Raw genomic sequence first — 13,142 nt, 5'->3', positions numbered from 1 at the left:
TTGAAATGTACAAAATATGAAATTTTAATATGTACAGTTTTAAATTGAGAGGAGTTTTCTATGGGTAAATCCAGTAAAATCATACTTAACCAAAATGATTCTTCTGATGTACCATTGTATATTCAGCTTTATAATTATTATAAGAGTCTTATTTCTTCTGGTACCCTTAAAGCGGAAAGTAAGCTACCATCTATAAGAAGATGTGCAAATGAAAGAATGATAAGCCGCACTACAGTAGAAGCAGCATATTTACAATTAGCTGCTGAGGGATATATTACTTCTCGTCCAGGAAGCGGCTTTTATGTAAATGATTTAAACTATATGGATATCCAGAGACCTTCACCAATGCAAGTTACTAAATCTAAATTTCAGCACAAGGTATTATACGACTTTGCTACCTCTGCAGTGGATTATAAAAGTTTTAACTTCGATTTATGGAGTCGATATATGAAAAGTGCACTTCGTAATGGTGAAAGGCTTTTATCTTATGGAGATCCTCAGGGCGAGTACGATCTTAGAGTTGTATTATCAAAGTATGTGGCTGAGCGACGTGGAGTTATATGTACACCAGAACAAATTGTGGTTGGAGCAGGTATACAAAGTTTATTACAAATTTTATGTTCTCTCACTGGGCTGCGTTCACCAGTGGCCTTTGCTGGTGGTAGCTTTAAGCATGCAAGAGCTGTTTTTTATGATAGAGGTTTTAACACTTTAAACTATGGGAATATAACCAATGATTTATCTAATTTTCATAAAGATAAAATAAAAATAATATATACATCCCCATCACATACAACACCTTGGGGAGATGTTATGCCTATGCAAACAAGATTAGAATTGTTATCTTTTGCAAAAGCTAATGATTGCTTAATAATTGAAGATGATTATGATAGTGAGTTTAGGTACTACAGTCGCCCAGTACCATCACTACAGGGTTTAGATGGAGGAGAAAAAGTTATATACATGGGTACTTTTTCAAAGTTATTGCTACCCTCCCTAAGAATTAGTTTTATGGTATTATCCAAGGAATTAACAAATGTTTATGCCAATCGAGGAAAAATATATAATCAAACCGCATCAAAGACAGATCAAATTGCCCTCTGTCAGTTTATCCGTGATGGCCATCTTCTAAGACAAATAAAAAAAGCAAGAAAGCTTTATATGGTTAAAAGTCAACAGTTATGTATTGCTATAGATAAAGTTTTTGGAGATAAAGCTAAAGCACTACCTGGTTCAGGAGGATTCTTAATTCAACTTGAAGTAAAAAGTAAACTATCATCTAAAGAACTTGAAAAACGAGGAAAGGATGTAGGGGTTTTGGTAAGTTCCTTTGACTATGGAGAAGAGGGACAGTATCCAAGATTACTTTTATCCTGTTCTGGAGTTTCTGAGGATAATTTTGAGAAGGCATTAATCTTACTTAAGGATGAATTTTTTAAGGAATAAGAAAAATTCCTGTAGTTTCTTTACATCCATTGATAAAGTTAATATGCTGTTGTTTTCCATTAATAATAATTAATTTTTGAACAAACTGATCTAGTTTAAAATGACCCTTTTATGAGAACTAGAACAGTTTTTCTTATTTTTAAAACTCCTTAAATCATGTTGTTTATAAATATTTCATTGGAATATAGCCTAATCTTCATGTATAATGGTGTAATAAATAAATATTTGAGTAGTTAAACCATTTTACTCAAAATAATACATAATGTACAAGGAGGCTAAAACTTTGAATAAAAAAGTTTTAATAGGGCTTACTTCAATACTAATAGCATGTAATAGTATTATTATGACAACTGTTACTAATGCTACCCCAGAGGAAAATATTGAAAAAAGCACAATCCAAATTAAAGAGTTGGACAAGCAAATTGTTGATTTAAAAGATGAGTTATCTAACTTAAATGGAGAAATAAGTCAATTAGATACTAAACTTAAGGAAAATAAAGAAGAAATTAATAAAACTGAAGATAATATCAAAAGTACAGAATTACAAATTACTAAGCGGAAAAAAATTATAGAAGAAAAACAAGAGGTTCTAGGTAAAAGATTAGGTAGTATGTATAAGGGTAATTTGTACTCTAATCCTTTATTGGTAGTATTAAAATCAGATAGCTTTTCTGATGCTATATCTAATATTCAAGCTGCCGTTAAAATAATTTCTTTAGATAAAAAATTAATAAATGATATTGATAAAGAAAAGGAAGCTCTTATTGTAAATATTGATGAATTAAATAATAAAAAAGATGAGCTTAAAACCCTAGAGTCTTCTACACAAAATTCACTTGAAGAGATAAAGAGTAAAAAGAAATCTCAACAGGATGCTTTGAGCAAATTAAGTGATGAGAAGAAAAAAGCATCTTCTATTATAGAAGAAAATGAAAATTCTTTAATATCCCATTCAGTTTCCGTGATTAATTCTTCAACTTCTTCTGAAAGTGCTATTAAAGAAGCTATCTCCACACTAAAGTCCTTGTTACCACAAATAAATACTTCCTCCGTAAAAAATAAGGCTCAAAATGCCATAAATAAAGGTACTAGCACCCTACAGTCTCTTAAGGAATCTAACTCAAATAAAGGTAATAGTAATACTGGTAACATTGATCGTGGTTCCAGCCCAGCTAAAAAGACCTACACCATGGAAGCAACAGCTTATTTTGATGGTCTTTTAACCGCTTCAGGTTTAAAGCCTATAAGAAATCCTGCTGGTCTCAGCACTGTTGCGGTAGATCCTTCAGTAATACCTCTAGGCTCAAAACTTTATATCGATGGATATGGCTATGCTATAGCTGCTGATACTGGATCTCTAATAAAAAATCTTAGAATAGATTTATATATGAATTCAAGAGAAGAATGCTACAATTTTGGTCGAAGAAATGTTACAGTTAGCCTTATTGCCTATCCTAATGAGTGGTAGGATTAATTAAAATATACTAGTAATCATGCAAAATAAAAGGATTTAAGTTTATCAGTTCTAAACTTAAATCCTTTATTTTTATCTATCTTTAGGTCTTTATAAATTTAATACTGTATTATTATAATGCTATAATTACAGTACCTAACCTATAGGTATCTCATTACTCTTCTACTTTAATCTTGCAATTAAAAACATGATCTTCATTCCCTTACTTGAGAACTTTTCTTCATATTCTGTCATGATATTATTTTCAAAACTTGAACTATGCAAATCATAGGTGCTATAGGTTAACTCAAATCCACTTTCTTTAAAATACTCTAAAGAAGCTTCAAATAATTCTTTATCATCAGTTTTAAACCAAATTTCACTACTTGGCTTTAAAAAAGTTTTGTATCTTTCTAAAAATCTACTGTGAGTTAATCTCCTTTTGTTATGGCTTTTTTTAGGCCATGGATTACAAAAATTAATGTATATTCTACTTATTTCATCTTTATCAAAAATTTCTGTTATAAAAGCAATCTCTAGAGGTGTAAGTCTTACATTTTCAACTTCTTTTTCTTGCACCTTTCTAAGAGCATAAACTAAAACTTCATCCTTTAAGTCTATTCCAATGAAATTTATATCTTTATTTTCATAGCCTTGATTACTTATAAATCTTCCCCTACCACAACCTAGTTCTAGATAAATAGGGTTGTTATTATTAAATTCTTCCTTCCATTTCCCTTTCAATTCTCTTGGGTTTATTACTACTTCTTTACTTTGTTCCATTTCAGGCCTAGCCCACCATTTTTTTCTAAGTCTCATGGTCTCCTCCTAATAGTTAAGTTTATAATCCGGTAATTTTGAATGCAAATAATATAAGTTTTTTTGTTAAATATGCTGTAGGCATTCCAACTAGGTAGTCTACTATTGGCGAAACTATAAATATTATCAATATAATATTTTGGTATCTATGTATAGTATCTGCATACTTATAGAATTTTGAAGGGAATAAGTCCCTTATAATATGAAATCCATCAAAGCCTGGTATAGGCATAAGATTTAAGAAAAACAGCATAACGTTTATATGTATCATATAGTTTATTATTAATGTTATTATAGATGTTATTTTGTTACCATCAGTAAACTTCACAAAAATCATAAATAAAGCTAATATTAAAGCACTACTTATAGCTACTAAAAGATTTGCTATAGGTCCTGCTAAGGATACTTTAAGATCGTCTTTGTAGTAATTCTTAAAGGCAGATGGATTTACTTGAACTGGTTTTGCCCATCCAAAACCTACAATCAATATCATTATAAATCCTATTGGATCTATATGATTTATTGGATTTAATGTAAGTCTTCCTTGAAACCTAGGGGTTTTATCTCCTAACCTATCTGCTACCACTGCATGGGCATACTCGTGAAAAGTGAACCCTATTAGTATAGCAGGTATCATTAAAATCATATGCAAAATATTAAAATTTCTAAGCATTTAAATCCTCCTAAAATAAAATCTTAGTACATTATAACACGTATAGACTTGCCATACCATATTTTAAATTTCAAAAGTAAATAATATAGGGAAGCTATAAAGCCTCCCCTATTATTCTACCTTTGTCTTTACTAACTTGCCTTGACTTATACTAACTATACCGCCTTCATACATATGCAAGAATTTGCCTTCATAAGTAATCTCTTTATCACTTATGGCTTCTTTAATTGTACCCTTTAAATTATTATTAATATATATTTGTCCACTGTTAGATATGTATATATCTTCTTTATCTACCCCTAGATCCATATCAATTTTCTTCCAACTTTCAGCACTATCTTTTAACTTACCATAGAATATTTTTTTTATTTTATCCTCATCTTTATCACCTAAATAAACCAAATCATTGTCATCTACTCCTAATATAGTTGGACTTTTTAAACCAGGGATCTCTATAGGATTTTTCATCTCTGTTGAATAGATCTTTTTATAAGTTAAATCTTCATATAATAAATTATCTTCACGAGGTAGTGCTTTTATATTTCCAATCAGATAGGACTTTGCTTCTACCTTGCTGATTTCATGCATTATATTCACTCTGTATAAGGTACACCTATTCCCTGCTTGCTGACTTTTTACGTAGGTAGTATTAGTAAATGTGGATATTGATATATCTTTTATAGATGCATCCTTGTTTAACTTGGCTAAATTCACCAAATTACCTTGTGTATCACTTATTTCTCCCTTTTCATCTTTTCCCGCATCATAATATGTTAATTTTAATGTAGTTCCCCCATTATTAGCGGATATTTTTTCTCCTATCAGCATTCTGCTTTGATTGGAAAGCCAAGTATAATTATTTATTTCAGCCCCTTTTTCTGCTTGAACTTTCTTTCGGTCTCCTGTAATGGTATTTATAACATCAATACCTTTTTCATCATAATAGGCTACATATTTTCCATTAAACGAAACCGTAATATTTTTAACTCCTTCTGGTATATCTATGTCTATATCTTTCTTCTTTTCTTCTTTTTTTTCTACCTTTTTAATCTTCATATTGCCGGTGCCCTTAGTTAAGTAATAATTATTTATATAAAAGAAACCTACGAATTGAATGAACAGCGATAATAAGCCCCAAACAATAATCTTCTTGATGTATTTCATTGAATTCTCTCCTTTGACTACTATTTAAACTACTTTACGTATACTGCAGAAGCTCCTGTTCTTTCACCTAAGCTATCACTTGGAGTATTTATTACTTCTCCTTCATAGTACATAGTAGAAGATGACCCTCCATCTAAATTAGTGGCATTTATTGCCCCATATTTTATCATTACATCTTGAATATCTTCTAAAGTTGCTCCTAGTTCTGTTAACTTTCTTCCATCAGTAACTAGCATAAGTATGGCTCCATCTTCCCTTTGTCCTATACAAGTTCTCGGTGCATTTCCCCATGCATCCACCGGCACTTTCTTTCCATTTACTACAAGAGCTGGTCCAAAGCTTACAGCTTCTGTGGCACCAAGCTTCATAAGTTCTTCTACGGTATAATGCCCAACTAAAAGCTTACCTTCCTTAGTTAGTGCCATCATATCCCTATCTTCACCCTCTACTAAGTCATTATGTATTATCTTACCATCAGCCAAAATTAGCCCCTTAGGATTCGCTCCAGTGCCTGTCCACTTTTTGCCTCCATTTGTATCCTCAAAGGAGCCTCCATTTATAGCTGCTACAGCATCATTATCTCTAGCAATTTCACTTGTAAGTTGTCCTTCTGTATAAAGCTTTTTAGTATATCCTACCTTAACTCTCGTAGGATCATGGACTATAAGCATATACCCTTTAAACTTACCTGGAACATGAATATCTTCTCTTTCTATATTCTCATCATGTTTTTTAGGCAATTTAATATCCGTAGCATTTACATCTTGTTTTATAGTTTCTACTGCTTGTTTCCCAAGTATTTTATCTATTCTTTCTTGTGATAAAAATGTAGTAGCTATCCACTGGTGACTTAAGGTAGTCATAGCAGATCCCACCAATGTAACTTTTACATTTTGAAAAGGTCCATAATAAGCTATGAATGGAGCTGTAACTCCTGTAAATATAATTTCAAATATAATAAATGCAGTTAAAATCTTCCAAGAAAATTTTTTCTTCTTTTTCTTATACTTTTTATCATTTTTACTTATATCTTCCGGATGCTTATCCATATTTTAAATCTATCCTTTCTAAAATTTTTTAACAAAACACTTCTTCTATTTTACAACATTTATGTAATTTTTAAAATAGTAATACTTCACATAATTTGTGTATTTATTGTAAAAAATAAAACAGATATATTAATATATCTGCTTCATTATATAATTTAATTACTTTAATTGCAAACTATAACCTTTGTGCAGCTTCATAAGATAGATAGGATCTTTCACACTCATCATACTTTAAGGTAATCTGATAACAAAGATGGCTTCCTTTCATTTTTTCTGAAGCGTAACATAACCCATTAGAACGAGAGTCTAAAAAAGGTTGATCTATCTGTTCTGGATCTCCAATTAATATAAGCTTAGTGCCTTCTCCTACCCTAGTTACTATAGATTTCACTTGTTTTGGCGTTAGGTTTTGTGCTTCATCTATTATAACCCAATTCTTCACTATAGATCTTCCTCTTAAATAAGCCACCGCTTCTGTAGTTATTATTCTTCTATCAAATAGCTCTTGTACTTTGTCCTCTAAGTCGCCTTCATTTTTATATCTTTCTTTTTCATCTGAATCTACTAAAATCTCAAGATTGTCATAAATAGGCCTCATAAAAGGAGCTATCTTTTCCTGTTCAGTACCTGGTAGATAACCTATCTCCTCATCCATAGTCACATTAGGTCTACAAATAAGCATTCTTCTATACTCTCCACTTTCCTCTTCCATGATTTTATAAAGTCCTGCTGCTATAGAAAATAAAGTCTTTGCAGTACCAGCTGGCCCCTTTACTATAACAAGAGGAGCTTTATCTGCACTTGTGCACAAGCACTCTAACATAAATTTTTGTCCAATATTTTTAGGGCTTATGCCCATAATATTTAAGTCCTTATATTTTAAGCTTACTATTTTTTCACCATCAAATCTTCCTAATGCAGTTTGCTTATTATTTTCTTTAGAATGAATTAATAAAAATTGATTCTTTTCTAGCTTTGGAGTATAGTAAGTCCTCTCCTCTTCTGAATAAGCCATTAGTCCTTTTATGTCCATATATTTTTTTTCATAAAATCCTTTTATATCTTCTGAGTTTACATATATCTCCATCCTTCCAGTATACTGTTCATCATATTGTGGTACAAATTTTTCATAAAAGTCTTCTACCTCTACATCTACTATATCTGCTTTTATTCTTTCAAAAATGTCTTTTGTTATTAATCTTACATTTTTATCATTCTCTTTAAGTCCTTTGCATACTTGCAAAATTCTATTATCAGCTTTATTTTTATCCCAAGTAGGAGGCATCTCCGTGTCAAAGTTATTCATTTCAACAAATAACTTTCCTCCTCCTGGTAACTCTACACCTTTGGTTAGTTTTCCTTTTTCTCTCAATTCTTCTATTATTCTTGCTGCCATTCTGGCATTTGCACCCAACTCACCTTTATGTTTCTTAAAATTATCTAGTTCTTCTAAAACAACTTCTGGAATTACTACATCATTGTTTTCAAAGGTATTTATAGCTCCAGGAGAATATAACAATACATTAGTATCTAAAACATAGGTCTTCTTCAAAGACAAAACCTCCCTTCTTATATATAATATGTTGAACTATTGATAAATATATCTTTAGCTCTTTTTTATACTATGAATAAAGCCAGTAAAAAGTATTAAATAAAAAAAGCTTTAGCAACCTAAAAAGGTATGCCAAAGCTTTATTTAAACTATATTAAATTTAAATGATTTTATTCTGCTAATTCTAGTGCAACTTCCATCATATGAGTAAAGGTTTCTTGTCTTTCTTTAGCAGTAGTTTCCTCTCCTGTAACTATACTATCACTAACTGTTAATATAGCTAATGCTTTTCTGTTAAACTTTGCTGCTAGAGTATATAAAGCTGCTGCTTCCATTTCAATAGACATAACTCCAAAACTAGCCCATTTTTTCCATGCTTCTCTGTCATCTTGATAAAAGCTATCAGAAGTTAATACAGTTCCAGCCTTTACATTTAATCCTTTAGCCACACCAAGATCATAAGCCTTTTTTAAAAGTTCAAAATTTGCTGTTGGCGCATAGTCTCTGCCTTCAAATCTTATCTTGTTTATAGCAGAATCAGTACAAGCACTCATAGCTAAAATCATATCCCTAACCTTAATATCTTCTTGAATACTACCACAGGTGCCTATTCTTATTAAGTTTTTTACATTATAACTTTGTATAAGTTCATTTACATATATAGATATAGATGGAACTCCCATACCTGTACCTTGAACAGATACCCTTTTACCTTTATAAGTACCTGTATATCCATACATTCCTCTTACTTCATTGTAACATATAGCATCCTCTAAAAAATTTTCTGCTATAAATTTAGCTCTTAGTGGATCTCCTGGTAATAATACTGTATCAGCTATTTGGCCTTCTTTTGCTCCTATATGTACGCTCATTTGAATCCTCCTTAATTAATGTAATAAGTACCCTTAAGTATATAACATATATTAACTTTTTTCAACAATTCAGAATTTCCTGTATATATGTATCTATTTATCACTCTCTATAGTTAAAAAAGTGATTTGACTTCTATTAAAAAATCTTAGCGGTATTCTGCTAGTACCTACTCCACTGTCTATGTATAATTTGCACTTACAAAATTTGTATAATCCTTTATTATATTTAGGAAAAAAGCCTTGTCCCGGTGCCACTATAGCTCCTATAAAAGGTAACCTAATTTGCCCACCATGAGTATGTCCACATAATACTAAATCCGCTTTTATAAAATCATCCTCATTTACTATATCAGGACAATGAGATAAAAGTAGAGTGTAATTTTTTATATCCATATCCTGAAAAGCTTTCTCAAAATCATGATTACCAGTACTATAATTATCTATTCCACAAATATTTATTAGATTATGGTCTATGTTTAAGACTTCATTTTTATTATTTAATATAGAAACTCCTATAGCTTCTAATTCCTCTATAAAACCTAATTTGTATTTATTCCTCCACTCATGATTTCCTTTTACATAGAAAAACTTAACCCTTCTATTTATATCCATAAGCTCTCTTATAAAACTTATAGTGTTTTGATAATCCCTAGTTTCCCTATCAATTATGTCTCCTGTAAGTACAACTATATCATATGCATTTTTATATAACATTTTCCTTATTCTATTTTTAATTAAATTGCTCTGTGAGTTGTGAAAGTCTGTAATCTGAATGATCTTTATAGAACTTCCTTTCTGTAATTTAGCTGATTTTAAATTTAATTTGGTGAATTTTGTAAAGTTCACCTGAAGGAAAACATATGCAACTAAAAATATAATTATGAAACATAATATAAGCAGTACTCTCAAAACCTTTCCCCCATTCTTAATAAAATTCTACCTAATTAAGAGTAATTTAGAATATATCACTCTAAGATAATATCATAATTTTTTACCACAGCAAAGCTGTGTTGTATAAACAGATTTTCTGCGAAACAAAAATGAGCATAGTAGGATAAAGGGAGGCATACCTTTTCAACGGATACCTCCCTTTAAAACACCTTTATAAGAACACACCTTAAAGCTAACTCTTTTTTAAATTATTTATTATATCTATAAAACAGAACTTTTAAAACTATCTATACCTATCCTATCAATAAAATCTCCTAGTTTTTCTCCAAACTCTGCTGTTTCTTTATAAAAGTTTAATACTCTTTCTACTAATTCATAGGCTTCTTTTTCACTTATATCTTTAGCTATTATATCTGCCATTCTTGGATTAAATCCTGCAGAACCTCCTGCTACAACTATAAATCCAGTTTTATCAGCTATAACACCAACATCTCTTGCATAAACACTTCCGCAAGCATTTCTACACCCTGCCACTCCTATTTTAGTTCTATTTGGCATTTCAGCCCCATAAAACTTATTTAATAGCTTCATACCTATACCAATAGTATTATATTTTGATCTTTTGCAAAATCCCGCTGGGCACATCTCTACATTTTTAACTGAATATTGACTTTTAACTGCTGGTTCCATACCTAACTCTTCCCAAATCTTAGGAAGGTCTTCTTCCAATAAATTTGTTATCATTATTCTTTGTCCAGAAGTTATTTTAAGTACTCCTTTATACTTTTTTGTTACTTCTGATATTTTAATTAAAGTGTCTGGCAACACAAATCCTGCTGGTATAAATGGAGTAATTGCAAAGGTTCTCTTTCCATCTCTTATCTTCTGAAGATTTCCATAGTGTTTTTCCATAATATATTCTCCTTTACATATCTGCTGTATTAGACCACAAAATAGTCTGTTTATGTTATTTTATACACAATCTACCTATAAGCAATATAGGTTATAACTTTTCATAGGTAAAAGTCCTCAATATAATCAAATTTTATCTATTACAATTCGATATATCAAGGACTTTTTGTAATTATGATTTTCTAATTAATTTTTATTCTTATCCTAATATTTCTTTTATATCATTTTCTGCATTAGTTATAGGACTAATTCCAAAGTTATCTACTAAAACTTGTAATACATTTGGTGATATAAATGCTGGTAGAGTTGGTCCTAGTTTAATATTTTTTATATTTAATGATAGTAATGTCAATAGTATACATACCGCCTTTTGTTCATACCAAGATAGTATTAATGAAAGTGGTAAATCGTTAACTCCACAGTTAAATGCATCTGCTAGAGCTAGAGCTATCTTTATTGCAGAGTAAGCATCATTACATTGTCCTACATCTAAAAGCCTTGGTAATCCTGCTACTGTTCCAAAATCAAGTTTATTGAATCTATATTTTCCGCAAGCTAAAGTTAATATCACTGTATCTTGTGGTAATGAGGTTGCAAGTTCAGTATAATAATTTCTTCCAGTTTTAGCTCCATCACAACCACCTATTAAGAAGAAATGTTTTATTAACCCCTCTTTTACTGCTCCTACTATTTCATTAGCATGGCTTAGAGTAGCATTGTGCCCAAAACCTACTAATATTTTCTTTTCCTCTTCCTCTTCACTCCAGCCACCTAATTCTAGTGCTTTATTTATAACTGCTGTAAAGTCTTTTATTCCATTTTTATCTTCAGCTATATGAAGGCATCCTGGCCAAGCTACTACACCAGAAGTAAATATTCTGTCGCTATAACTTTCTCTAGGTTTTTGAATACAATTTGTAGTCATAAGTATAGCTCCAGGAATATTATCAAATTCCTTTTGTTGATCTTGCCATGCTCCACCGTAGTTTCCTAGTAAATGAGTGTACTTTTTTAATTCTGGATAAGCATGGCTTGGAAGCATTTCTCCATGAGTATATATATTAATTCCTTTTCCTTCAGTTTGTTCTAATAATTGTTTCAAATCTTTAAGATCATGACCTGATACTACTATAAATGGTCCCTTTTTCTTTGTAATTAATACTTCTGTAGGTTCCGGATTTCCATAACTACCTGTATTAGCTTTATCTAATAGCTCCATAATCTTAAAGTTAACTTGTCCAAGTTCCATATTTAATCCCACTAGATCATTTACAGTTAAAGTATTATCCATTGTACTCATAAGTCCCTTATAGAAAAACTTATTTACTTCTTTATTTGTAAATCCTAACACATAAGCATGGTGTCCATAAGCTGCCATACCCTTTAATCCATAAATGCAAAGTTCTCTTAAAGAACGAATATCTTCATTTAGAGCTTTATCTGACATTACTCCAAAGCTTGCTGCTTCTTTTACCATTTCTTCCTTAGAATTTGGTGCCACATAATCTGCTTCTTCAAAACCTTTTATATCTACATTACCTGCTAAAACTTTTATTTCCTTCTTTATTTCATTAGCCTTATTTATTAAAGTAACTAATCTATCTTCATCAAAATTTACGTTAGTTAAGGTTGTAAATAGACCATCCATCATGAATCTATCCATTTCATCACTTAGCTCTAAACCTTTTTCCATAGCTTTGTATCCATAGAAACCAATTCCTTTTAATTGATGTACTAAAAGGTCTTGTAGTGCAGCTACATTAGCATTTTTTCCACATACCCCTACTTTAACGCAACCTTTTCCTCCCACTGTTTGCTCACATTGATAACAAAACATTGGATTTGATATTTCTTTTGACCCTTCAAGTCCTTCATTCAACGCCTTTACTAATTCTTCTATACTTATTCCATGTATATCAGCTGCATCCTCTAGTGACTCCATTTGTGATGATGGACATCCTATGCATCCTAATCCCTTTCCCATTAATATTTCTGCTGCCTTTGGGTTTATCTTTAAAGCATCCCCTATTAGAGTTTCTCTTGTTATCATATATTTTATTCCTCCTTAAATTTATTCGGATATTTCTTTCAATCAATCTTACAATGCTATTGTACTAAAAATAATTTCCATTATCCGTAACAGATGTTACAGTAATAAATTTTTATAAAAATTCTTATGAAAAAATAAAGATCTAAAAAATTTCTAATTTTTATAAACTTAAATCCTGCGGTAATATATGTTACAGACAAGAGAAACATAATCTTATATTATTATGTAAGATTAATAATTATTCCTTGAAAGGAGAATGGA

Annotated in this window: 11 protein-coding genes; 2 read left to right on the top strand and 9 right to left on the bottom strand. The window is 30.7% G+C overall.

Annotated features, from left to right (window positions below):
* The first annotated feature begins 60 nt into the window (after window positions 1–60).
* Window positions 61–1,446, top strand: coding sequence for a MocR-like pyridoxine biosynthesis transcription factor PdxR (gene pdxR / locus KQI89_RS01760; RefSeq protein ID WP_246582932.1), 1,386 nt, complete (start codon window positions 61–63; stop codon window positions 1,444–1,446).
* 283 nt (window positions 1,447–1,729) lie between these two features.
* Window positions 1,730–2,914: a 3D domain-containing protein gene (locus KQI89_RS01755; RefSeq protein ID WP_216455669.1), complete on the top strand. Its 1,185-nt coding sequence runs from the start codon at window positions 1,730–1,732 to the stop codon at window positions 2,912–2,914.
* Between the two features lie 168 nt (window positions 2,915–3,082).
* On the opposite strand, the gene trmB is transcribed toward KQI89_RS01755, so the two are convergent.
* The 9 genes from trmB to hcp all read right to left on the bottom strand — a co-directional run bounded on the left by trmB (window position 3,083) and on the right by hcp (window position 12,881).
* Window positions 3,083–3,718 (bottom strand): tRNA (guanosine(46)-N7)-methyltransferase TrmB, encoded by a 636-nt coding sequence (gene trmB / locus KQI89_RS01750; protein WP_032121449.1) that lies wholly within the window; start codon window positions 3,716–3,718, stop codon window positions 3,083–3,085.
* A 22-nt stretch (window positions 3,719–3,740) separates the two neighbouring features.
* The gene (locus tag KQI89_RS01745; protein ID WP_032121448.1) at window positions 3,741–4,391 is read right to left on the bottom strand and encodes a site-2 protease family protein; all 651 of its coding nucleotides are present in this window, start codon (window positions 4,389–4,391) and stop codon (window positions 3,741–3,743) included.
* A gap of 111 nt (window positions 4,392–4,502) precedes the next feature.
* The gene (locus KQI89_RS01740) at window positions 4,503–5,555 is read right to left on the bottom strand and encodes a hypothetical protein (protein WP_216455668.1); all 1,053 of its coding nucleotides are present in this window, start codon (window positions 5,553–5,555) and stop codon (window positions 4,503–4,505) included.
* Between the two features lie 29 nt (window positions 5,556–5,584).
* Window positions 5,585–6,604: a phosphodiester glycosidase family protein gene (locus KQI89_RS01735; protein WP_032121446.1), complete on the bottom strand. Its 1,020-nt coding sequence runs from the start codon at window positions 6,602–6,604 to the stop codon at window positions 5,585–5,587.
* 175 nt (window positions 6,605–6,779) lie between these two features.
* On the bottom strand, window positions 6,780–8,156 hold the full coding sequence (locus KQI89_RS01730) for a PhoH family protein (protein ID WP_032121445.1): 1,377 nt from the start codon (window positions 8,154–8,156) through the stop codon (window positions 6,780–6,782).
* A 170-nt stretch (window positions 8,157–8,326) separates the two neighbouring features.
* Window positions 8,327–9,028: a purine-nucleoside phosphorylase gene (gene deoD, locus KQI89_RS01725; protein ID WP_032121444.1), complete on the bottom strand. Its 702-nt coding sequence runs from the start codon at window positions 9,026–9,028 to the stop codon at window positions 8,327–8,329.
* Window positions 9,029–9,121: 93 nt separating this feature from the next.
* Window positions 9,122–9,937, bottom strand: coding sequence for a metallophosphoesterase (locus tag KQI89_RS01720; RefSeq protein WP_216455667.1), 816 nt, complete (start codon window positions 9,935–9,937; stop codon window positions 9,122–9,124).
* Window positions 9,938–10,180: 243 nt separating this feature from the next.
* Window positions 10,181–10,831, bottom strand: a complete 651-nt coding sequence (locus tag KQI89_RS01715) for a nitrite/sulfite reductase domain-containing protein (protein ID WP_032121442.1) — start codon at window positions 10,829–10,831, stop codon at window positions 10,181–10,183.
* Between the two features lie 199 nt (window positions 10,832–11,030).
* The gene (gene hcp, locus KQI89_RS01710) at window positions 11,031–12,881 is read right to left on the bottom strand and encodes a hydroxylamine reductase (RefSeq protein ID WP_216455666.1); all 1,851 of its coding nucleotides are present in this window, start codon (window positions 12,879–12,881) and stop codon (window positions 11,031–11,033) included.
* Window positions 12,882–13,142 lie beyond the last annotated feature (261 nt).

It is taken from the genome of Clostridium simiarum, from assembly GCF_018919175.1.
In the GTDB taxonomy this organism is placed as follows: Bacteria; Bacillota; Clostridia; order Clostridiales; family Clostridiaceae; genus Clostridium_L; species Clostridium_L simiarum.
This window is presented reverse-complemented; position numbering and strand designations above follow the sequence as displayed.

Excerpts from the sequence above, each read along its gene's own strand:
- pdxR (WP_246582932.1), top strand. The coding sequence starts at position 61 with ATGGGTAAATCCAGTAAAATCATACTTAACCAAAATGATTCTTCTGAT.
- trmB (WP_032121449.1), bottom strand. The coding sequence starts at position 3,718 with ATGAGACTTAGAAAAAAATGGTGGGCTAGGCCTGAAATGGAACAAAGT.
- KQI89_RS01745 (WP_032121448.1), bottom strand. The coding sequence starts at position 4,391 with ATGCTTAGAAATTTTAATATTTTGCATATGATTTTAATGATACCTGCT.
- KQI89_RS01740 (WP_216455668.1), bottom strand. The coding sequence starts at position 5,555 with ATGAAATACATCAAGAAGATTATTGTTTGGGGCTTATTATCGCTGTTC.
- KQI89_RS01735 (WP_032121446.1), bottom strand. The coding sequence starts at position 6,604 with ATGGATAAGCATCCGGAAGATATAAGTAAAAATGATAAAAAGTATAAG.
- deoD (WP_032121444.1), bottom strand. The coding sequence starts at position 9,028 with ATGAGCGTACATATAGGAGCAAAAGAAGGCCAAATAGCTGATACAGTA.
- KQI89_RS01715 (WP_032121442.1), bottom strand. The coding sequence starts at position 10,831 with ATGGAAAAACACTATGGAAATCTTCAGAAGATAAGAGATGGAAAGAGA.
- hcp (WP_216455666.1), bottom strand. The coding sequence starts at position 12,881 with ATGATAACAAGAGAAACTCTAATAGGGGATGCTTTAAAGATAAACCCA.